Source organism: Anabaena sp. UHCC 0399 (assembly GCF_034931465.1).
GTDB lineage: Bacteria > Cyanobacteriota > Cyanobacteriia > Cyanobacteriales > Nostocaceae > Trichormus > Trichormus minutissimus.
Genome location: NZ_JAYGGZ010000041.1, coordinates 20,498 through 42,230, shown reverse-complemented (window position 1 = coordinate 42,230; position 21,733 = coordinate 20,498). Strand labels below are relative to the sequence as shown.

Genomic DNA, 21,733 nt, shown 5'->3' with positions numbered 1-21,733 from the left:
TAAAGAGGTGAACTAGGAGTTTTAAAATGTTCACCTCCATAGAATTTAAATCCTCAAAAATTATGGAAATATATCTTGTTTTTGTTGATGCACTTCGCAACAGCAATAAATTCTGGAGTGCCAAAGTCGAAGGCAACCAGTTAACTGTTGAGTGGGGAAGAGTTGGGTACAATTCCCAACAGAAAATACATTCTCTATCTACGCCTCAAAAAGCCATTTACAAATATCAAACTTTGGTAGCTGAGAAGAAGAATAAGGGTTATCAAGAGAGCCAACCTCAGATAGACAGCCGTAATATTTCAGAAATCAGAAGAGCGATACAACTACTCGATTTGTTGCGTCCTTACGTCGCCAATCGAAATTTCAATGCTGGCTACATTCAATTAATCAACGATTATCTGAAAATTGTTCCGACTCCCCTCGGAATGCAAATTGATCCTTGCAGGGTTTACCGGAGTGTGGAAGATGTGGATCATCAACGAGAATTGCTTAGTTCTTTGCTTGTAGCTGTTCCGCAGACTACCGTGATGGATAAATCTGAACCAAAAACCGTTAGTCTGAAATCTATTAGCAAGAATTTCTGGCGGCATTTTTAAGAATTATCACCAAGCTATTGATTGGCTTGGTGGTATTTTGCTTATATCATTAAAACTCAAATTATTCACAACTTTTATTTGGCATGATGAACTTGAATCAATATGACTATTTTCTAGTCCTCGATTTGGAAGCAACTTGTTGTGACAAAGGAAGCATCAAACGACAGGAGATGGAAATCATCGAAATTGGATCTATCATGGTTGAAGCGCAAACTCTGATGGTAATCGATGAGTTTCAAACTTTTATCAAACCTGTTCGCTATCCTGTCCTCACGGATTTCTGTAAATTATTGACCTCGATTAATCAGACACAAGTAGATCATGCTCCTGGATATGTGGAGGCGATCGCTATGCTCAAACAATGGCTGTCTAAATATCCGAATGCTGTGTTTGGTTCGTGGGGAGACTATGATCGAAACCAGTTTAAACAAGATAGCAATTTTCATAACATTCCTTTTCCTATTGCTTATCCTCATGTTAATCTTAAACAACAGTTTAGTGATGCCCAAGGCTTACCCAAACGATACGGTATGGCACAAGCATTACAACTGGTAAGCATAGAATTGGAAGGGACGCATCATCGTGGCATTGATGATGCTAGAAATATTGCCAAACTGTTGCCTTGGATTTTGAAGCAAAAAAATGTAGTGCCATTCGATTATAAGTGGTGATGCGTAAAGCCCTCAAATACAATTCGGGGGCTACAAGCAAATCTGAGGAATAATTATCTAATTCTTTGAATTATGTTAATCATAATATCTTTAAAACTGAGATAAATTATTAACAATAATAGCAAAAATTGTTGAAATTGAAGAAGTGGATCTAAACGCCAGCCTTGCAGTATTAAGATTATGCCAGATACTAGCAACAACACTGGGGATAATACCCCTTGAAGGATGTAAATAAGTAAAACAGCGTTATTTAACGTATTTTTCCTTGAAATTATCCACCCTATCATTAAAATCAAATAAACAATTGCTAAAACTAAATAAATAATTCCTATTAGTCTAGCCTCAATAAACGCAGATGTTCTGACTCCAAATGTAACCTGACTTAAAAAAAGCATTTGTTGAAAAGCCTAATTGTTTCAAATCATTATTTTAGCCATGTAATTAAGTAGATTGGTAAGGATATAATCATCTAAAAATTCATAGAATATTTAATATTATTTTTAATTGAAACTGCTCATCATATTGTCAAGGAGATTCACTAAAGGTGTGATTTTGGGAACAAGATTAGGTTGAATACGAGATATTCAAGCAAGACGAACGAGCATTAGTCACTATCGTGGTTAACTTTTCTTTTGAGCAAGTCCAAGAAACATTGGAAGTCTGCACTTATGGGCTAGAAGATGCCTTTAGAAGCATAATCGACTATGTACTTTGGTTGCAAAAGAATGAAAAACAGGTTTTCCCTAATGCCATTTTGATTAGTGCGCTGCAAGAACAATGGAAGCCAAAGGCATGGAAAGATGACTATCTGGAACTGCCCCTGTTGGAGTCACCTGGACAAAGGTGGTGGAATGCCGCAGCTAAATTGTGGAGGTACGATGCAGGTAATCGTCTCGTTGCTGAGTTTCCAAGTCGTCAGTTTTTAAATCTTAAAGCAATCTCAAAGCATTTACTGGCGTGAAGTTTGTGTCACAATGCTAGAAAGTCATCAGGAGGCTACAAAACTTAGACGCAAAGCAACAAAACAAGGTTTTGAAATGAACGTTTATGTTCCCTTGGAGTTGCCAAAGCGCAAACAGCAGCAACGCTGACAGTCAAATGAACAGCCAGATGGAAACGATGTCTACGAGTTAACCCAAAAGAGTAACTTACTTCAACACACTTAGAGTCCCAATCCAATGGCATTTGAACAACAATTATGAGTAAACCTCTTTCCCATCCCGAAGAGCCGAGCTTCCATTCATCTATTCAGGAGAATCTAAAACAGCTTTCTGCTCAGTTGGGATCTCCTTTGGATGAATTATCAGTCATGGAAATATACCAGAATGCCTGCGATCTACTGAGCCATCTTTCCCCGTCACCTCTTACTCTTGCCCGCGTTGCAGGAACATTACTGGTCTACCGAATCCAGGATACAGAACTGGAAGAATTTAATTGGTTCAGCACCCAAATGAAACAATGTCTGGACGAAGAAGAAGTTGAGGAGTTGATTGAATCCATACATCGCACGGATGCTTTGTAATCGTTGAAAAAGCAGGAGTCTCGCGCACATCGGATACCGTCGCATCATCCAGAGCAATTCCACTGCCTCATCTTGGGGCGTGTACACAGTTTCCCCAGACAGCGCAATTATAATCCTCTGCCGCCTTGCTCATTCAAACCAATCCTTCGCCTCCGACTTGACATCAATCAACTTGAAATTATCTCTCAAGTTGGCGATCGTCTACGGTGGGAGCTTGCGCCATCGCTCGTCTGATTGCAGAAATTTTGAGGAAAGGCAGAGTTACCTCCCAATCCTTGAGCGTTTTCCAAAACTATCGTCTATTATTACGCTTGATGTGCTTGGAGATTTGAAAAAACTACTCCTGTTATAAATATTTATGAGAAATATTTAAGGTTATTTGTATATTGATTAGTGCCAGTAAAATTACTGTTTAATTCTAGGTTAAGAATTAGACCTATTCTCCCACGACAAATAAAAATTAGAAGGAAAAATAGTGTGAAACGCCAGTCTCCAAAATACTATAGGCTACTTATTTTATTTGCCTGTACGGTGTTTATTGCCTTTACAGGGCAAGTAGCACTCGCCCAATATAATTATCGTTGGGGCAATCAAGATAGACAACAAGTAGAACTGATTGTCGGTGGTGATTTTGTGGTCACGATGAATGACGCACAACCCGTAATTAAAAACGGTGCAGTTGCGCTCAAGGGCGGCAAAATTGTTGCTGTAGATACACTTGACAAAATTCAAGCATCTTACAAAGCATCTAAAAGATTACCCGGCGAAGGTATGGTACTGATGCCGGGGCTGGTCAACGGACACTCTCATACAGCAATGGTTTTGTTTCGCGGTTTAGCGGACGATTTAAGCTTACAAGATTGGCTACAAAATTACATATTTCCCGCAGAAGGACGCTTCGTTAATGAAAATTTCATTCGTGTTGGTGAAGAACTAGCTTGTTGGGAAATGATTAGTGGTGGCACTACAACGTTTGTTGATATGTACTTCAAACCGGATGTTGCAGCTAGAGTAGTTGAGCGATGTGGCTTGCGGGCTGTAATTGCACCTTCATCTATAGATTTCCCCAGCCCTGGTTTTCGCGGTTGGGATGATGCGTTTGCTGCGGCAGTAGATTTCGTGAAAAGTTGGAAAGGACGAAACTCACGAATTATTCCAGCCCTAGCACCACACGCGCCTTATACTGTCTCGCCAGAGCATCTAACACAGGCTATACAGGCGGCACGTCAATATGATGTGCCATTGACAATTCATCTGGCAGAGACACAAACCGAAGTCCAAGACATTCAACAACGCTATAATGCCACCCCAGTAAAACATTTAGAAAATATAGGTTTCCTGGAACCCCGCGTTTTTGCTGCTCATGTAGTCTGGCCTAACGAAAGTGAAATTGCACTAATGGCAAAACGTGGTGTTGGTGTGATTCATAATCCTGAATCAAATTTAAAGCTGGCTTCTGGCTTTGCACCAGTTCCGGCAATGGTGCGGGCGGGAATTCAAGTTGGTCTGGGTACGGATGGTGCTGCATCGAATAATGATTTAGATATGTGGGAAGCAATTCGTCTTACTGCTCTTATCCATAAAGGCACAACCCTCAACCCCACTACTTTACCGGCTAAGACAGTTTTACGGATGGCAACCTTGGGAGGTGCAGAAGCTCTCGGTCTAGCAGATAAAATTGGTGCAATTAAGGTGGGGCTTCAAGCAGACTTAATTCAAGTAGACCTGACATCTGCACACCTGACTCCTCTTTACGATGTAATTTCTCATCTTGTTTATGCAGCGAAAGCCCAAGATGTTGATACTGTAATTGTAGATGGTCAGGTTCTTATGTCTGGGCGTAAGGTATTCACGGTTAATACAGAGCAAATTCGGCGTGAAGCTATCAGAATCGGTCAACAAATTCAAGCCGAGTTACGACCATCGAATTAGCTATTGTTTTTCAATATGGGCTATGAGGCTTATCATGTCTGCATTGTAGCCCTAATTACCACCTCCTAAGATGAATCTCTGCATTGAGCCGAAACTGGGGAGTACAAGGTATTTCTCGTAGCTGCTGTAATACCAGTGGATTTGATTCCTTCACTTCGGTTCTACTCTCAAATAAAACTGTGTAGCGACAAACTTAATATCTCTCTTGGTCGGATTTGAGTTGCTTATTACCTCCGTTCTACCCACAGTAATCAACCCTTGACTGAAAATTTCTCTAGTTGCGACTTCAATTTGTTCTTGTGTTGCACCTGTTTGACTCAAATCGATTGACGAAACTTGAGAAATCTTCGGCTTATTTAGAACCAGATTATCTATGGAGAAGCAAGGAGTTGTGATGCAACGAATGCCATTGTCTTTTAGTGCCACAAAAGTACCTTTTGCTGGGGCATTTGTCGCAGCATAGAAGGCTTCTTTTACTCTCAAATTCCCAAACTCACCGAATCCAGGAAATGTTACTGGAACTATGTTACCTCTGAGGATCACACGGCTACCATCCTCATTTTGGATTTTGGCCAGTTCGTAAGCTGATACTTTCAGGGAACTCCAATCAATTGCAGACACATAGCATTCCTCACGAAAAACACCATCGACGCAAGGAGTGGCTTTCAAGTTGACCTGCTTGATGAAATATCCCCCGCATATAGGAGAAACACATTTGCGAAAATCTCTCCGTACCGTGTAATATCCCCACTGTGGAAACTCTTGATTCTTAAGAGTGACTGCAACAGAATCAGTAGCCTGTGGAGCAGAAATGTTTTGAGCGGATACTGTGGAGAAAAATCCCTTGCTTACAATTAAAGCACTTAATAGGGGAATAATTGGGTACTTGTACTTAAATGATAGTTTGTTCATGGTGACTTTGGATTTTATTTGAGGGTTTAATACTTTGATTAAGAGTAGAGTTTTTAGAAAAACCTAACGAAATACCTGTCCTCTCAGATATTAGTTAACAAAGCAGGTTGAAATACCAGAATTTTTACACTACTGACAATAGGTTAAAAAACCATACAGAAAACCTTAAAATAATTTTAAGAACTTATTGTTCTCAGTGATCGCCCAAGCGCAAAAACTCACCTGAGCGACAGGAACTCCCGTTTGTTTACCCTTCAGACAAAATCTTGTGCTACAGTCCGTAAAAGCGCATACTCAAGCTGTACCCAGTGTAAACCCTCGCCTTCACTAGCTTCATCATGCCCCAAGACTTCTCTCATCAGAATCTCAGAGGTCGTTCATTTAAAGGTCAAGACTTGGCTGGGGCTAACTTTAGTTATGCAGATATTAGAGGAGCAGATTTTAGTGGAGCTAATCTAACTGGGGCAAACTTCAGTCATGCTACAGCTGGACTGATGTGGAGTGAATTAATTATTTTATTAACTACTGCATTGTTTTTCGCAATATTAGCTGGTTTATTTTTACCTTACTTCGCTTTCGATACTATATCTTTACTTACTACTAAAAAAGACTTAATTGACCTAATTAAAGTGTTGGTATTGGTAATATTAGGATTTTCCTTTAGTTACTTGTTTATGCATCAAGGTTTATTGATTGCCTCATCTGTTATAGCTTTGTCAGCAACTTTTAGTGGCGTAACGCCTTTGGCAACTAGCATGGTATCTGTTTTAGTTTTAACTTTAGCAGTAACTATAGCTGCGACTGTGGGTAAAAAAGCTGTAAACATAACATTGGCAACATCAGCAATTGCAGCTTTATATACAACTGTATATATAACTGTAGTATCTAGGAAGACGCAACCAGAATTATTAACTGTAGTTATGATGATGACCATAGCAAAGGTTGCATTATCAGATTATATTAGCCGACAAGCTTTAGCAGGAGAGCAAAAATATTCCCTTGTTCGGACTTTTGCAATCATATTCGGAATCGGCGATGGAACTCATTTTCAAAAGAGTGACTTAACAGAGGCGAATTTTGCTGAGGCAACGCTTGGGAGTATCAATCTGTTGAAAGCTAATATAACTCGTACTTGCTGGTTTAATGTCAAAAAGTTTGATATTGCTCGTTTTGAAAATACTTATCTGGAACAGCCACCAGTACGAAAATTAGTTACGACAGGGCAAGGACAAAATAAAAGCTTTGACCATCAAAATCTACGTGGAGTCAACTTAAAAGGAGCAAACCTAACAGATTCCAGCTTCATCGGTGCAAACCTGAGTGAAGCCAACCTGCAAGATGCAGATTTAACCAGAGCCAAGCTAGTACAAACCCAACTAGACGGCACTGACTTTACAAGTGCAACTCTCACCGGAGCATACATCGAAGACTGGAACATTACCACCGACACCAAGTTTGACGGAGTACGCTGTGAATATGTATATATGCGCCTGCCCACGCCTGATAACCCTGACCCACACCGTAAACCAGACAATCGCCAGGAAGTTTTTGCAGACGGAGAATTTGGTGATTTCATCAAGCCAATCTTCGATACCCTCGACCTCTACCATAACCAAGGAGTTGATCCCCGTGCCATAGCGATCGCCTTTAAAGAATTAGCTGAAAACAACCTAAATGCCGAGCTTGAGATTGTAGCAATAGAAAGACGCGGCGAGGGTAAAATATTGCTCCGTGCTAAAACTGTAAGCACAGCTAATAAATCTGAATTAAGTAAAGAGTATTTTATCAATTACAATCAACTAAAAGCACTGGCAGAGCAAGATTTTAAAGCATTAATAGCCGAGAAAGAATATCAGATCAATAGATTAGAAACTATGATCACTACGACACTAGAGCGTCCTAGCTTTTACGCCGAAAATTATAATAATCAAGGAGATACCATAATGCCAGATAGCTCAAAACAAGTATTCAACAACAACCTACAAAATGCTCAATTCGCAGGTGGTCTAGTCAACGCCGACACAGTAAACGCCCAGCACATCGGCGGCAACATTACCAACTACAACCCTGAACAAAAGCAGAACCTAGCTCAAGCAGCAGCCGATATTCAGCAACTTCTCAACCAATTAAGCCAAACATACCCCACGACTACCACATCGGAGAAGATGACAGTTGTGGCTAAGGCCGTGGATGAAATTGAGAGTAATCCAACATTGAAAGCACGGGTAATTGGTGCGTTGAAGGCAGGGGGAACGGAAGCATTCAAGGAATTAATCGATAATCCTTTGATTAACATACTGCTGGCATCAATCGACGGGTGGCAGGAGGTGGAGTAGTTAGTTAGCGGCAGATAAGCAGAGGAGTTAGCTGGTAATGGCGAATGATGAGCATTTGGCGATACTGAGACAGGGGGTGGAGGTTTGGAATGAGTGGAGAAAAGAAAATCCTCTTATAAAACCGGATCTTATAGAAGCAAACTTTAATCGTGCTAATCTTTATAGGGCTGACTTGAGTTCGGCTAATCTCTACATGGCTAACTTGCATGGTGCATACTTAGAAGAGGCTAAATTTACCTCGGCATTTCTCCATTTGGCAGACCTTAGTTTTGCAGAACTCTCTTCAGCAAACTTCAGCTTGGCAGACCTATATTCCGCCGATTTGATTTCCGCAAACTTAAGTAGAGTTCAAGCTTTAGAAACAAATTTTACAGCAGCCAATTTGACTGGAGCTTGTATAAAAGATTGGAATATCAATAGCAATACTAATTTTACTAAAGTAATTTGTGATTTTATTTATTTAGAAACAGGCTCATCACATGATGACAATATAGGTTATGAATATTTAGAGCGTCGCCCCAATGACAGCAACAGAAAATTTGTACCTGGAGAATTTACTAAAATCTTTCAGAAAATCCAACAGACAGTTGATTTATTATTTATTAATGGCATTGATTGGCAAGCATTCCTGATTTCATTTCAAAAACTACAGGTTGAATGGGGTGGTGAAGAGTTAAGCATCCAAGCTATTGAAAATAAAAATGATGGTGCTTTTGTAATTCGGGTAAATGTTCCTGCCGATGCTAATAAAGCTGAAATTGAGAAGTATCTAAAAAGAGAGTATGAATTAGCAGTTGCAGCGTTAGAAGCAAAATACCAAATTCAGCTACAAGGTAAAGATGAGCAGATAGAAATTTACCGCAAACAAAGTGCTGATCTAACTGAGATTGTAAAACTCTTGGCAGGCAGAGCTACTTATGACTTGAGAAATTCTCAGTTTGGTGGAAGCCTGATTAATGCCGAGACAGTTAACACAGATGAAATAGGTGGTAATATTCATAACAACAATGCTTAAACCTGCCCAAACTAACTATGCCGGACGCAGAAGACCCGAAGCAAATCAATAACAATGACTTACGCAATGCCCAGTTTGGTGGAGGCTTTGTTAATGCTGACAAGGTGATTGCTGGGCAGATTGGCGGCGATGTCTACAATAATATCAATATTGATATTAGGCAGCAAACACCAGTAGAAGTCAAAAATATTGTTGGCCGAATAGAACCAATATTAGAACGGCTTCAAGAAATTCATCAACCAGAATCACCAGGGGTAGTTAAAGCTGGGAATCCTGGTAAAAGCTTGGCTTACTGGCAAGGAAGAGAATCAGAAATTGCACAAATACAGCAATGGTTAGTTGATGAAAATATCTTTCTAATTGGCATAGAAGGCATTGGTGGCAGTGGTAAATCAATGCTGGCAGCTAAAATTTTTGATGAAATAGCAGGGTTTCCGAAGCGATTTTGGGCTGATGTTAGTAATGGAGCAAGCTTCAGCGATTTAGCGAGAGAAGTATTAATAGAATTTGGCTTTCGGCTTCCAGAAAAAGAAGTGCAGTTAGTAGATGCACTGGTTAAGTGTTTACGTTCTGGTCAATTTTTGCTGATTATTGACAACTTGGAAAGCATATTACAACCTGATAGACAGTGGGCAAGTCTATTGTACGGAGACTTTTTTCAAGCATGGATTGAGTCTAGTGCGAATAGCAAAGTGTTAGTCACCAGTAGAGAAAGACCAGAGTTAAAAGGCTTTCAATGGTTAGCCCTAAAAGGTTTACAAGTAGATGAAGGGGTCACACTGCTAAAAGCATTGGGTATTCGAGGAGATTTAGCAGAGTTTGTTGAATTAGTAGACGGGCATCCTCTACTGTTGAGATTGGTAGCAGATTTACTAAAAGAAGAATATTCACAAGATCCAAATTTAAACAGACTAGCAGATTTAGGCTTGGGGAATTTGTGGCAGTTGCTGACAGATCCTCAAGTGGTAGGCATTCATCGCCGGGAAAATGTGGGGATGGTTTTGGTATTGGATGCTAGTTTTAATAGGTTAAATGACTTACAAAAGGCGTTATTACTGAATATTAGTGTTTATCGTGGTGAGATTGACAGTGCAGCAGCAATAGCAGTTTTACCAGGAATTTCAGAACGAGAAATTGAGAGAGAATTGAGAAATTTGGTGAAGCGTTCTTTGCTGCTAGAAAAAATCAATGGTAAGCGATGCTTTGAGTTTCAGCCGGTAGTTTTGGAATATGTGCGCTACATAGCTGGTGATCAGGCTGAGGCTCATCGACAAGCTATTGATTACTATCGCTCAATACTTAAACAACCACCTTGGAAAACGAAAGATGATATTAAAGAATACTTAGAAATTTTTTATCATTATTATCAGTTACAAGATTATAATTTTGCTTTTGATAGTATTCAAGCTTGTGATAAGTTTTTGACCTTGCGAGGTTATTATACAGATCAAGTAGAATTATATAAGCAGTTGGTAAGTAAATGGCAAGAAATTATTAATATAAAAAACAAGAATTATCTAGCTTGTTTAACATCATTAGGCAATGCTTATTTTTATCTAGGACAATATACAAAGTCGATTAATCTCCATCAGCAGTCTCTAGAAATATTTAAAGAAATAGGTGATCGTCAAGGTGAAGGTACTTCTTTAAATAATCTGGGTAATGCTTACCGTTCACTAGGACAATATTTAAAAGCGATTGATTTACATCAGCAAGCTTTAGAAATATATAGAGAAATAGGTAATCACAAGGGTGAAGGTAATTCCTTAAGCAACTTGGGTAATACTTACTTTTCTCTGGGACAATACTCAAAAGCGATTGATTTACATCAGCAAGCTTTAGAAATCATGAAAAAAATAGGCGATCGCAATGGTGAATGTAATTCCTTGGGAAATTTGGGCAACACTTATAGTTCAATAGGACAACACTACCCAGCAATTGCGTTTTACAAGCAGTCTTTAGTAATTTCAAAAGAAATAGGTGATCGCAATGCTGAAAGTAATTCTTTAAATAATTTAGGCATTATTTATCGTGCCTTAAAACAGTACCAACAAGCAATAGATTTCTTTCAGCAGTCTTTGGAAATATACAGAGAGATTGACAATCGCAAAGGACAAGGTAATTGCTTAAATAATTTGGGAAATAATTATTTATCTCTGAAACAGTACCAACAAGCAATAGATTTCTTCCAGCAGTCTTTGGAAATAGCTAAAAATATTGGTGATCTGAAGGTCGAAGGTTCTTCCATAATAGGTTTGGGAAGTAGTTATTTATCCATGAAGCAGTACCAACAGGCAATAGATTTCTTCCAGCAGGCTTTGGAGATATTTAGAGAAATACACGATATTCGAGGAGAAGCAAATGTCTGGTTTAATTTAGGTTCATTATTAAATGATCTCAATCAAAAATCAGATGCCATAGTTGCTTACCGCAATGCACACAAACTATTTCAGTTTATGGGACTTGATGCTTATGTGCAGCTTTGCAACAATGCTATTAAGCATCTTTCCTAACCGGTAACGCCTGTAGTTCTTTGCCGTGACTTTTGAATGATTGCGTCGGTTATGGCGTGGGGTTTACTGTTGGTTTTGGCAGTAAACATTCAATGTAGTACCCGTTGACCTAAAAAGCAAAGGTGATAGTATTTACAATAACAACGCTTAAGTCTGCCAAAACCGACCCATGCAGGACTCCCAGAAACCAAAGCAAGTCACCAATAACAACTCACCCAATTCTCAGTTTGGTGGTGGGTTGATTAATGCTGAGTCTGTAAAGGCAGAGCGTATAGGCGGTGACATCTATAATATTTATCTAAGTCAGCAATCTACAGTAGACAATCCAACTCCATCGCCTAACCAACAGCAGCGATCGCTCTCCCAAAAAAATTCACTTGAGAAAGCCTACACACTGCAAAGCCAAAGAGTTGACAGAATAAGAAACGCATGGGTGATTGAGACAGACCCCTCGCGCAAGTTTCAATACGAACAACAGCTTCAGTCAGAAGAACGCACCTTGAAGGAACTTGGTGATAAATTGGATGCAATTGAACAACAGTTGCAAGCGGCTGATAATTTTGAGGTAGAAGCAGACACAAATATATATATTGAACGACCACCCATTGAGCAGAAATGTTATAAAGCAATCGTGCAGCCTGGGGCGTTAATCCGTATCAAAGCTCCCCAAAAAATGGGTAAAACACTTCTGTTAGAGAAAATACTAGATTATTCAAGAGGGCAAGGTTACGAGACGGTAAAACTAGACTTAAAACTAGCTGATAATTCTACCTTAACTGACTTAAAAACATTCTTGCATTGGTTGTGTGTCAATGTTTCTGATACTCTGAACCTGGAAAATAAAACCGATGAATATTGGCAAGATAATTTAGGAATTAATACAGGTTGTACTCGTTATTTCCAAAGATATTTGTTGTCCAATGTTAATACTTGTTTAATTTTCGCTATAGATAATTTTGAAAGATTGTTTGAGCATGACAATATCTTTTCAGAATTCTGTCTACTATTGCGAAGTTGGTATGAAACAGCCAAGCAAGGGGATAGAATGGGTAAAATTTGGAAGAAACTACGTTTAATAGTAGTTAATTCCACAGAAGCTTATCCCACATTAGACATCAATCGTTCACCGTTTAATGTGGGATTAGCGATTGAGTTGCCGGAGTTCAATCAGCAGCAGATAAAAGAAATGATCAAGCTGTATGCACTAGATAACCTTTTGCCAGAAGAAGGACTGCGCCAGCTAATTAGTGTAGTAGGTGGACATCCTTACTTAGTACAGGAGGCAATTGCTAATCTCAAGGGACAGGAAATGTCGCTACAGGAATTATTAACACTAGCAGCAACAGAACAAGGGATATTCCGTCACCATCTACGGCAACAACTGGAGTGTTTACAAGATAATTCTCAGCTACAATCTGATTATAAAAAAGTGATAGAGGCAAGTGAGCCAGTGCAGCTTAGTCCTGAGATTACCTTTAAGTTACATAGTCTGGGTCTAGTAAAAATAATACGCAATGATTGTATTGCTAGTTGCGATTTGTACCGTCAGTATTTCTCGGCAAGATTGGGGTAATATATGCACGACCAGTACATTTTTTCTGGAAGCTTACCTGACAATGCCAGCACTTATGTTAAACGAGAAGCAGATGATGAATTATATGAGGCATTAATACAGGGTAAGTTTTGTTATGTATTAAATTCTAGGCAGAGTGGAAAATCCAGCTTGCGTGTCAGAACAATGAGCCGCTTGGGTGAAGCTGGTATAGAGTGTGCAGCTATTGATTTGTCATCTATTAGTATTCAGACAGCAACTCAAGAGAACTGGTATGCAGATTTGATTATTAAGCTGATAGATAGTTTTGTTTTAGATGTAGACTTTAAAAGCTGGTGGGAGCAGAATCAATTAAATTCACCATTACTAAGATTTGGTAATTTTCTAACAAAGATCCTTCTATCTGAAATTAGTGAGAATATTGTAATTTTTATTGATGAAATTGATAGTGTTCTAAGTTTGAATTTTCCTACAGATGACTTTTTTGCTTTTATTAGATATTGTTATAATGAGCGAGTTGATAACCCACAATACAATCGCCTCACTTTCTGTTTACTAGGGGTTGTATCACCAACTAGTTTAATACAAGATAAACAGCGCACTCCGTTTAACATTGGTAAGGCTATCTCTCTTAAAGGCTTTCAACTGCATGAGGCTGAACCATTAGAGAAGGGTTTGCAGGGAAAGTTTAATAATCCTCAAGCAGTAATACAAGAAATATTGCAGTGGACAGGGGGACAGCCGTTTCTGACTCAAAAACTCTGTCAGTTCATGGTTGAGGAATCTGAACAAGAAAACCCTCGTTCAGTAGAGCAAGTTGTCAGGTCACGGATTATCGAAAGTTGGGAATCACAGGATGAGCCTGAACATCTGCGAACCATTCAAGCTAGGATTTTGCGGGATGAACAACGGGCAGGGTACTTACTAGAACTGTATCACCAAGTGAGATTGGCTGAGGAGCGATCACTCTTCATAGCAGATGATACTTTAGAACAGAGCGAGTTACAGCTTTCAGGATTGGTTGTTAGGCAACAAGGTAAATTAAGGATTTATAATCAGATTTATCGTGAAATATTTGATTCCAGTTGGATAGAAAACCAATTAAATAATCTGCGCCCATATTCAGAGAATTTTCGCTTTTGGGTGGCTTCTGGAGGTGCTGATGAATCACGCTTACTGCGGGGGAAGGCATTAGAATCAGCAGAAGAATGGGCGAGGGATAAAAATATAATTTATCAGGATAAACAGTTTTTAGCAGCGAGTAAAGAGAAGGAGATTCAAGAAGAAATCGCCGCTAAAGAACAAGAAGCTGCTTTGAAACGGGAGAAAAAGGATAGGGAGGCAGCAGAGGACAGAAATCAATTGCTCAGTGAGGCAAATAAGAAGGCTCAACGAAGGATTGGTATTGGAATTTTTGTTTTGGTTGCCACAGTTTTGGGAGCAGCGGTTTTAGGTGCCTCGGTATATAAACAAGTTAATGAAACTAAAAAAGAAGTTGAAGCTGTTCAGAAATTAAATAAACTAGCTGGAGAATTACAGAATTACGATAATTCTAGTTCAGAAGAGCTTACCTTTAGTTCAAATGAAGCTTTAAGATTATCTGCTTTATCTTTTAATATTAATAATCATCAGCTTAAACAAGCATTAGTATTGTCTACTAGGTCACAAGCTTATCAACAGCTAAAAAAATTAAAAAACGCAAAACAAGAAAATAACCAAAGTCAGAAACTTTTAGATGAAGCTGATAAGAAAGCTCTAAGTTCAATTCAGGGATTACAAGTTCAAGTATTATTCTACAAAAGTCAAGGGGATTTACAAGTTAAGAATAACGAAAACTCAAAAGCTATGGAACCTTATAGAAAAGCATTTATTATTTTAAAGGATCATCCAAATCAAACTGACTTTACTAAAGAAAATCAGTTGCTTACAGGCGAAAACATTGAATCAGTTCATCGGAGTTTAATTAAACTAAACCCTCAAAATAAAGAATTGAAAAAACAGATTGAAGACTCCCTGACACAACATTTATATGCTCAACTTGGATATTTTCTGAAAGCAAAAAATTGGGAATCGGCTGATGAACTAACATACAGGCTTATGATTAATATTGCTAAAAGTGAAGAAGAAGGAAATTTAGATTTTGATAACATTAAGAATTTTTCTTGTCCAGATATACAGAAAATAAATCAGCTTTGGGTCAGCAATTCTGACAAACGTTTTGGCTTCAGTGTGCAAAAGGAGATATGGATTCGCACTAATAATAAACTGGGGCTAAAATTAGAAGACTTCGCAAATACAAATATGGACAATTATCTTCGGTTTGCCAAGACAGTTGGATGGTATGATGCGAAAAAAGCAGTACAAGGCTCAACGAAAAAAGGCGAATGGGTGAGTAATTACGGGGAGCTACTAGAACGTATAAAAAATAACCCAAAAATACGAGGCAGCTTTCCACAATTCCGCCCAATTTATTATACCAAGACGTACCCAGGCGTGAGGCGTTACGACACAGGCGTTATTGGTATGCAGTCACGAATCGTGCGGTCACATGGCATCCAGGTGCTGCGGTCACGAATCGTGCGGGATAATGTGGCATCAGCAAACTTGCAAGGGTATGTGTCGGGGACGGAGGAATTGGGTTACATCTTCTTCTCTCGCGCAGATACTTGTAAAGTCTAAGAGGTTGTTTATAAAATAAATATTAAGCGGATGAACACCTGCGATTACGAGCTAATCTACACAACATCAGATGCGTCATAGCAGCGTATATCATGGTTTCACTGGTTTCGGGGTGGTATTCATAATCCTTACTCAAGCGGCGATAACGACCCAACCATGCAAAAGTACGTTCTACAACCCAACGTCGAGGCAAAACTTTAAAACCGCTAGTGTCATCAGAACGTTTGATGATCTCAATCGCACAACCAATAAAATATCTGACCCAATCAACTAGTTTTCCTGCATATCCAGCATCCGCCCAAATTAACTGTAATTTAGGAAAGGAGTGTTATGGAGTATTTCCCCAAAGCTTTGGAATATCTGCAACAGTCGCGGCAACTTTATGGGGATGACCCCAACACCCTCTACAATATGGCCATGTGTTACTACCGTTTGCGCCAGTTAGATCAGGCGTTGCACTGGATTAACCAAACTTTAGAAATCAGTCCCGAATTTGAACCCGCTAAAGCTATGCGGATTAAGATCAAATCTGAAACCAAGCGTTTGCGTCTGAAGAGTCGTTAAAACAAACGACTTTATTGATTGTTGAACATACGCCCATCATCAAATCTATATGTCTGACTTTATTCTCATAGATGGCGACAAAGCAATTTTTAATCCAGCTTTTGGACTTGCAACCGTTGTCGTCCGACCAGGTGATTTAAAAGCAAGTGGTCAATCGACTTTACAAGGTAAAAAAGTATGTATTGATGGTGATGAAAAAAGCGTATCAGTTCTCTCTTGCGTATATACTACACCTGTATACTCAATTCCCGGAACAGGAACATTAAAAATAGCTGCTTTAGCAGGAGATCAAAAAGCAAAAAAAACAAATAGTGCAGGTAAAGCTGTATTACTAAAAGGAAGCACATTTACAGCAAAATTTGAGGTACAAAATCCAGCTAAAAAGCCCCCCTCTGCACCAGGAGAATCTCCTACACCCGATGCTACGCCACAATATTCCGGCACAGGAAATTTTATTACTACTAATACAAAATGGTTGGGAAGTTAGCAGGGCTAGCGCGTCTCAAAGCCTATTGACAGGAGGATCAGTCCCGAATTCGCTCGCTGCACAGCCCACAAAACTTTGCTTTACTACGTCGCATTGCCCTCAATGCTTTAGAGCAAGAATCGTCTTTTCGTCGCAGTATTCGCCAAAAATCACGACGAGCAGCTATGAATGATCGCTACATGCTTTCTGTGTTGGCTGCCGCTCTCTCAAACTCAGACCCTATCCCATAATCCTCCTGTCAATAGGCTTTGAGACGCGCTAACCCTGCACCAAAATTTGAGCAATGTGTGCAAATGTAACATTTAGTACTAAAAAGTAAAGAGTGTTGCTACATATCCTAAAATAAAATAGTATTTTACTTTATTCTTAGATGTAGCGTTATTTGTGATCTCGCAAAGTAGTTGCGGTTAGCAGTTACAACTTTTGTTACTAAATGTGACTACTTACTGAAATGTTTTTTTTAAACCGCTATTTTAATGAAATTAAAACCTAGTTTAGCTGTAAGGCTTGAGCATTATATTTCCTGTAGATAAAATCGCCCTGTCCTGCTAACGGGCAAAATGCTACCTGGGAAAATCCCGTAGCCAGGTATTTAAGTTTTGGGTAAAAAACTATGCTTGACGACTTGGATCGCACTCTAGAAACACTGCTGAGGAATGAACTACCACCCAGTTTGTCATCGCAAGTGGAAATTAGCTTTGCTGCACCCGACAGTGAGTTCAGCAAAAACGTGAAACTCCCCGCGATCGGTCTTTTTCTTTACGATATTCGAGAAAATCTGGATTTACGTAGTAATGAGTGGTTGTTAGAGCGCAGCAGTGACGGTAGAGGAGTGAAAAAGCGCCCACCAGCTAGAGTCGATTGCTCTTACTTTATCACGGCTTGGCCTAGCGCCGATCCCAAGATGGAGGCGAAGACCGAACATATGTTACTCGGTCAAGTGATGAAAGTACTGCTACGCTACCCCAAACTGCCCTCAGTAATACTCGAAGGAAGTTTGCAGAATCAGGAGCCTCCCATCCGCTCAGTTGGTTTGCGTCCTAGCTTGTTAAATAGTTTAGGTGAATTTTGGCAGGCTATCGGAGGAAAGCCTAAAGCAGCACTGAACTATACCCTGACGATCACAGTACCAGTGGATGAGACTGGAGAGTTTGTGTCCCTGGTAGTCTCTCGGCAAATTGGCAATGATGAAAAATAGGGCAAACAATGTCAAAGTGGATTAAGTTGAATTCTCTTCGCCATCAAGTCGCGATCGCGGGACAAGTTTGCGATAGAAAAACGGGTCAGGCTATTTACGGAGCTATAGTTGAAATCACTCAGATGCCAGAGCCATTCAAAGCCAAGCTGGCGCTGAAAGCCTTACAGTACGGATCTGATTGGGAGACTTTTCCTGAACGTCCCGACCGCACCAGAACAGCAGTTGATGGGTACTTTTATTTTGTCAACTTGCCCGATGGCAATTATACCTTGACGGGAAAATTGCCGGGAACTAACACTCGTTACGACTCTGCCCAGACCACGGTCATTGTACCCTCCGTCGATAGCGATGGTAAGCCTAAGTTTGCTGCCAATATCGATCTACCACCGTCTGGAATCAAAGGTCAAATCAAAGACCCAGAAGGTCATTCTGTCCGCAGAGCCAAAGTCCAAATACAGGGAAGCGGCGAATATACCTTCAGTAACGATGAAGGAAAGTATCTACTTAGTGGCTTAGAGGCACCTAAAGACAAAAACAAAAAGCGGACTGTAAACGTATCTGTCTTTGCCCCAGGCTATCAGCGAGGAGGGGGAAAGGTAGAGTTTGGTTTAGGAGAAGTTACACAGAAAGATTTTCCATTAAACAAGACAGACCCAAAACCTACATCTTGATAAACAGGCAAATGGACATCTGCGAAAAAGAAGGTGAAAGCCTTGTGTAGTCAGTGTTGATACCCCATTTCTGGAGATGTCTAATGTAGTTTTTTGGATTTCAAACAAATATTCAACTTTATTCAGGAGTAAAAACAATGCCAGTAGTGTTTAATGCGTCTCAAAACGCTCCAGGAGTTTACGTCCAAGAAGTACCATCTGGGTCAGCCCCCATTGCTGGTGTGGGTACCAGCACCGCTGGGTTCATTGGAGTCATCGAAGATCACGCCTTAATTGCTGGTAATCCCAATCCTAAATTTGACCCAAAAAAACCAATAATTTTTAACCAGGAAGATAAAAGTTTCGCAAAGCTCAAGGACAAGAAATTAAGTCAGGATATTACCTGGACTACAGGCAGCGTACTTCATCCAAGTGATACGCCTCTGACATCTGACCAGATTCAGGCAATTAAAGCCAAGGGGGGTCAGGTAAAACTGATCAAATCTATTGGTTCAGCAAATTTATCGCTAGAGGACATCTTGGGCGAAGATATTCAAGATACAACAAACAACCTATATCTGAAAAAAGGCACAAAATTAACTCAGCAAGAGGTAACCTCAATTAAAGCCCTAAATAGAAATATTAAGGTTCAAAAGACTGTAAGCGTATCCTCCACAACCTCTGATAATGACCTAAGTAACTGGAGCCTCGCTGAGCCTTTCGACTCTACAAAGAGCGAGACTATCAAAGCAGGTACAAATATTACTCAGGAACTAGCAGAGAAAATTGTCAACAACTTCAAAGATTTGCAGGTTCCAGTCGAGCCTTTTAACCTGCCCTATCTGACTCAATCTTTACAGGTTGCAGCTAACGAAGTCATTTTATGCACTAATTTCAGCGAATTTAAGAAATCTTTTGGCGACTTCTCAATTGACAAAGGTCAAAACATTTTAGCTCAAGCTGTGTACGGCTTTTTTAGAAACGGGGGTACACGCTGCTATGTTGTGCGGGTGAAGAATGAAGACAAAACCTCGGTCGAAGCTGCCCTGGAAAAATTCGAGGCGATTGATGAAATTGCTATTATTGCAGCTCCTGGTATTACAGACAAAACTGTACTCGATGCGATCGCCTCTCACTGCAAGTCAGTCCAAGACCGCGTTGCTATCTTAGATAGCCCTCGTGAGTTGGAAACAAATAACAACTTGGATATAACCAAACTTGATCGCTCTAACCCCAACAGCACAAATATCCTGCCTGACAATTCAGATTACGCTGCTTTCTATTTCCCCTGGATTAAGGTTTTCGACCCCATCACTAAACTACAAAATCCATCAGGGGACGGACTGATAGATATACCACCCAGCGGCCATATTGCTGGAGTGTATGCTCGCGTGGACACGCAGCGGGGCGTTTACAAAGCACCTGCTAATGAAGTTTTGGTGGGAGTAGCAGGTTTGAAGTACAACATCAGCAAAAACCAACAGGCTGGACTGAATTCTCATGGTATCAACTGCATCCGCTATCTCAACGGTAATATCCGGGTGTGGGGCGCAAGAACCATTGGGGGTGATGACAATGGAGAGTTCAAATACATTAATGTGCGTCGCTTATTTAACTATCTGCGCGAGTCCATTGACGAAGGAAACCAATGGACAGTATTTGAGCCGAATTCACCCGACCTTTGGGCAAGAATTCGACGCAATGTGAATGCCTTCTTACTAACAGTTTGGCGTAGTGGGGCTTTGTTCGGCGATACGCCAGAGCAAGCTTTTTACGTCAAGTGTGACGAAGAAACCAATCCCCCGGAATATCGAGATCGGGGTATGGTCGTAACTGAGATTGGGGTAGCTGTGGTCAAACCTGCTGAATTCGTTATCTTTCAACTCAGTCAGTGGGCAGGTTCAGGTAGCAAATAATGGCGACTAAGTATCAGATACCCAGTGTTTACCGAGAGGAAGTTTTTCCTGCACCCGCACCTGCACTAATGACAGGTGTGCCAGCATTCCTCGGTTTGGCGGCTACTGAATCTTTTAATACTCCGCAACAGTTGACACTTTGGCCTCAGTTTGAGGAGCACTTCGGTCAGCCACTCTCTAACAGTTACTTGGGTTATGCGGTGCGGGGCTTTTTTGAAAATGAAGGTCGTCTGTGTTATGTCGTCCCCATCAAAGAAGCGGCTTTGAGTGCTTTGCAAGCGGGACTGGATGCGATCGCATCCTTAGACACCATAGACCTCGTTTGCGCGCCGGATATCATGCAGGCAAGCCAAAATGCAGATATCCAAGTCATGCAGAGAGCGGTTTTAGACCATTGCGAACTTTTGGGTGATCGCTTTGCTATTCTCGATGGGCAAAAAGCCTCTGCGGTAGGAGAAATCCAGCAGCAACAGCAGCATCTATCCAGTATCAACGGTGCTTTGTATGCCCCCTGGCTCAAAGTTCCGCCTTTTGAGGGCACAGATTTATTAGATGTTCCTCCTTGCGGTCATATTGCTGGAGTTTATGCTCGTAGCGATCGCGCTGCTGGCATTCCTCAATCTCCTGCCAACTACGTCTTAGAAGGGGTGCTGGATCTCAACACCGACCTGACCGAGGGTGATATTGCCCGTCTCTATCCGCAAGACGCAGTTGCAAGTGTCAATTGCTTGCGTGCTTTACCAGGTCGTGGCATTCGTATCTGGGGAACTCGCACATTGAGCCAAGACCCCTCCTGGTGTTACATCAACGTGCGGCGGTTATTCTTAACCGTTTGTCGTTGGTGCGATCGCAACCTAGCCAATGTCGCTTTTGAACCGAATGACTTCAAATTGTGGGTTGGCATCGAACGCGAATTAACCGCTTACTGCGAGTCTTTGTTACAACAAGGAGCGCTCAAGGGAGAAACTTCACAAGAAGCATTTTATGTCAAGTGCGATGCCAACACAAACCCACCAGAAGTCCAGGACACTGGCATGGTCGTGACAGAAATAGGTCTAGCACCCACCATTCCCAACGAGTTTATTATCGTGCGTTTAATTCATGGCACCACTGGAGTTAGTTTAACCAGCTAACAACAGAGTACAAAACCTGATTCTCATCAGGAACGGGCAACGCTGACCCAAACACCA

The 21,733-nt window shown here is 40.5% G+C and carries 18 protein-coding genes and 2 pseudogenes; 17 read left to right on the top strand and 3 right to left on the bottom strand.

Features of this window, described 5'->3' with window-relative positions:
• The first annotated feature begins 62 nt into the window (after positions 1–62).
• Both VB693_RS20465 and VB693_RS20460 read left to right on the top strand, forming a co-directional pair.
• Complete coding sequence (locus VB693_RS20465) at positions 63–596, top strand: WGR domain-containing protein (protein ID WP_323267891.1); 534 nt, start codon at positions 63–65, stop codon at positions 594–596.
• Between the two features lie 83 nt (positions 597–679).
• Complete coding sequence (locus VB693_RS20460; protein WP_323267856.1) at positions 680–1,267, top strand: 3'-5' exonuclease; 588 nt, start codon at positions 680–682, stop codon at positions 1,265–1,267.
• 53 nt (positions 1,268–1,320) lie between these two features.
• Here the strand turns inward: VB693_RS20460 and VB693_RS29075 are convergent, their stop codons facing one another.
• On the bottom strand, positions 1,321–1,554 hold the full coding sequence (locus tag VB693_RS29075; protein WP_416233408.1) for a Ycf66 family protein: 234 nt from the start codon (positions 1,552–1,554) through the stop codon (positions 1,321–1,323).
• 329 nt (positions 1,555–1,883) lie between these two features.
• Between VB693_RS29075 and VB693_RS20455 the strand changes: the two genes are divergently transcribed.
• From VB693_RS20455 to VB693_RS20445, 3 genes are all read left to right on the top strand, one after another.
• The gene (locus VB693_RS20455; RefSeq protein WP_323267855.1) at positions 1,884–2,228 is read left to right on the top strand and encodes a hypothetical protein; all 345 of its coding nucleotides are present in this window, start codon (positions 1,884–1,886) and stop codon (positions 2,226–2,228) included.
• A gap of 237 nt (positions 2,229–2,465) precedes the next feature.
• A complete protein-coding gene (locus VB693_RS20450) occupies positions 2,466–2,789 on the top strand; it encodes a hypothetical protein (RefSeq protein ID WP_323267854.1) in 324 nt (107 codons plus the stop codon).
• 477 nt (positions 2,790–3,266) lie between these two features.
• Positions 3,267–4,721: an amidohydrolase gene (locus tag VB693_RS20445; RefSeq protein ID WP_323267853.1), complete on the top strand. Its 1,455-nt coding sequence runs from the start codon at positions 3,267–3,269 to the stop codon at positions 4,719–4,721.
• Between the two features lie 150 nt (positions 4,722–4,871).
• Here VB693_RS20445 and VB693_RS20440 read toward each other — a convergent pair whose 3' ends face one another.
• The gene (locus VB693_RS20440) at positions 4,872–5,633 is read right to left on the bottom strand and encodes a DUF6748 domain-containing protein (protein WP_323267852.1); all 762 of its coding nucleotides are present in this window, start codon (positions 5,631–5,633) and stop codon (positions 4,872–4,874) included.
• A 338-nt stretch (positions 5,634–5,971) separates the two neighbouring features.
• On the opposite strand from VB693_RS20440, the gene VB693_RS20435 reads away from it, so the two are divergent.
• The 5 genes from VB693_RS20435 to VB693_RS20415 all read left to right on the top strand — a co-directional run bounded on the left by VB693_RS20435 (position 5,972) and on the right by VB693_RS20415 (position 15,728).
• Positions 5,972–7,969, top strand: a complete 1,998-nt coding sequence (locus VB693_RS20435; protein ID WP_323267851.1) for a pentapeptide repeat-containing protein — start codon at positions 5,972–5,974, stop codon at positions 7,967–7,969.
• A 37-nt stretch (positions 7,970–8,006) separates the two neighbouring features.
• Positions 8,007–8,984 (top strand): pentapeptide repeat-containing protein, encoded by a 978-nt coding sequence (locus tag VB693_RS20430; protein WP_323267850.1) that lies wholly within the window; start codon positions 8,007–8,009, stop codon positions 8,982–8,984.
• Between the two features lie 17 nt (positions 8,985–9,001).
• Positions 9,002–11,497 carry a tetratricopeptide repeat protein gene (locus VB693_RS20425; RefSeq protein ID WP_323267849.1) on the top strand — a complete coding sequence of 832 codons (2,496 nt, stop codon included), beginning with the start codon at positions 9,002–9,004 and terminating at the stop codon, positions 11,495–11,497.
• Positions 11,498–11,666: 169 nt separating this feature from the next.
• Complete coding sequence (locus tag VB693_RS20420) at positions 11,667–13,070, top strand: AAA-like domain-containing protein (RefSeq protein ID WP_323267848.1); 1,404 nt, start codon at positions 11,667–11,669, stop codon at positions 13,068–13,070.
• 3 nt (positions 13,071–13,073) lie between these two features.
• Complete coding sequence (locus VB693_RS20415) at positions 13,074–15,728, top strand: AAA-like domain-containing protein (protein ID WP_323267847.1); 2,655 nt, start codon at positions 13,074–13,076, stop codon at positions 15,726–15,728.
• Positions 15,729–15,750: 22 nt separating this feature from the next.
• Here the strand turns inward: VB693_RS20415 and VB693_RS20410 are convergent.
• Positions 15,751–16,053: pseudogene (locus VB693_RS20410) on the bottom strand (transposase); the annotation flags it as partial.
• A gap of 5 nt (positions 16,054–16,058) precedes the next feature.
• Here VB693_RS20410 and VB693_RS20405 point away from each other — a divergent pair.
• The 7 genes and pseudogenes from VB693_RS20405 (at position 16,059) to VB693_RS20375 (ending at position 21,676) form a co-directional block, all read left to right on the top strand.
• Entirely contained in the window at positions 16,059–16,292 is a 234-nt protein-coding gene (locus tag VB693_RS20405; protein WP_323267846.1) for a tetratricopeptide repeat protein, read from the top strand.
• 49 nt (positions 16,293–16,341) lie between these two features.
• Entirely contained in the window at positions 16,342–16,779 is a 438-nt protein-coding gene (locus tag VB693_RS20400; RefSeq protein WP_323267845.1) for a hypothetical protein, read from the top strand.
• A 32-nt stretch (positions 16,780–16,811) separates the two neighbouring features.
• Positions 16,812–17,009, top strand: a pseudogene (locus tag VB693_RS20395) (transposase); the annotation flags it as partial.
• A gap of 383 nt (positions 17,010–17,392) precedes the next feature.
• Positions 17,393–17,977, top strand: coding sequence for a DUF4255 domain-containing protein (locus VB693_RS20390; RefSeq protein ID WP_323267844.1), 585 nt, complete (start codon positions 17,393–17,395; stop codon positions 17,975–17,977).
• Between the two features lie 8 nt (positions 17,978–17,985).
• The gene (locus VB693_RS20385) at positions 17,986–18,648 is read left to right on the top strand and encodes a carboxypeptidase-like regulatory domain-containing protein (protein WP_323267843.1); all 663 of its coding nucleotides are present in this window, start codon (positions 17,986–17,988) and stop codon (positions 18,646–18,648) included.
• Positions 18,649–18,785: 137 nt separating this feature from the next.
• On the top strand, positions 18,786–20,543 hold the full coding sequence (locus VB693_RS20380) for a phage tail sheath family protein (RefSeq protein WP_323267842.1): 1,758 nt from the start codon (positions 18,786–18,788) through the stop codon (positions 20,541–20,543).
• Positions 20,543–21,676 (top strand): phage tail sheath family protein, encoded by a 1,134-nt coding sequence (locus VB693_RS20375; RefSeq protein ID WP_323267841.1) that lies wholly within the window; start codon positions 20,543–20,545, stop codon positions 21,674–21,676. Before VB693_RS20380 ends, VB693_RS20375 begins: the two co-directional genes overlap by 1 nt.
• Positions 21,677–21,733 lie beyond the last annotated feature (57 nt).

Coding starts and splice junctions, on each gene's coding strand:
- VB693_RS20465 (WP_323267891.1), top strand. CDS start 63: ATGGAAATATATCTTGTTTTTGTTGATGCACTTCGCAACAGCAATAAA.
- VB693_RS20460 (WP_323267856.1), top strand. CDS start 680: ATGATGAACTTGAATCAATATGACTATTTTCTAGTCCTCGATTTGGAA.
- VB693_RS29075 (WP_416233408.1), bottom strand. CDS start 1,554: ATGATAGGGTGGATAATTTCAAGGAAAAATACGTTAAATAACGCTGTT.
- VB693_RS20450 (WP_323267854.1), top strand. CDS start 2,466: ATGAGTAAACCTCTTTCCCATCCCGAAGAGCCGAGCTTCCATTCATCT.
- VB693_RS20440 (WP_323267852.1), bottom strand. CDS start 5,633: ATGAACAAACTATCATTTAAGTACAAGTACCCAATTATTCCCCTATTA.
- VB693_RS20435 (WP_323267851.1), top strand. CDS start 5,972: ATGCCCCAAGACTTCTCTCATCAGAATCTCAGAGGTCGTTCATTTAAA.
- VB693_RS20430 (WP_323267850.1), top strand. CDS start 8,007: ATGGCGAATGATGAGCATTTGGCGATACTGAGACAGGGGGTGGAGGTT.
- VB693_RS20425 (WP_323267849.1), top strand. CDS start 9,002: ATGCCGGACGCAGAAGACCCGAAGCAAATCAATAACAATGACTTACGC.
- VB693_RS20420 (WP_323267848.1), top strand. CDS start 11,667: ATGCAGGACTCCCAGAAACCAAAGCAAGTCACCAATAACAACTCACCC.
- VB693_RS20415 (WP_323267847.1), top strand. CDS start 13,074: ATGCACGACCAGTACATTTTTTCTGGAAGCTTACCTGACAATGCCAGC.
- VB693_RS20405 (WP_323267846.1), top strand. CDS start 16,059: ATGGAGTATTTCCCCAAAGCTTTGGAATATCTGCAACAGTCGCGGCAA.
- VB693_RS20400 (WP_323267845.1), top strand. CDS start 16,342: ATGTCTGACTTTATTCTCATAGATGGCGACAAAGCAATTTTTAATCCA.
- VB693_RS20390 (WP_323267844.1), top strand. CDS start 17,393: ATGCTTGACGACTTGGATCGCACTCTAGAAACACTGCTGAGGAATGAA.
- VB693_RS20385 (WP_323267843.1), top strand. CDS start 17,986: ATGTCAAAGTGGATTAAGTTGAATTCTCTTCGCCATCAAGTCGCGATC.
- VB693_RS20380 (WP_323267842.1), top strand. CDS start 18,786: ATGCCAGTAGTGTTTAATGCGTCTCAAAACGCTCCAGGAGTTTACGTC.
- VB693_RS20375 (WP_323267841.1), top strand. CDS start 20,543: ATGGCGACTAAGTATCAGATACCCAGTGTTTACCGAGAGGAAGTTTTT.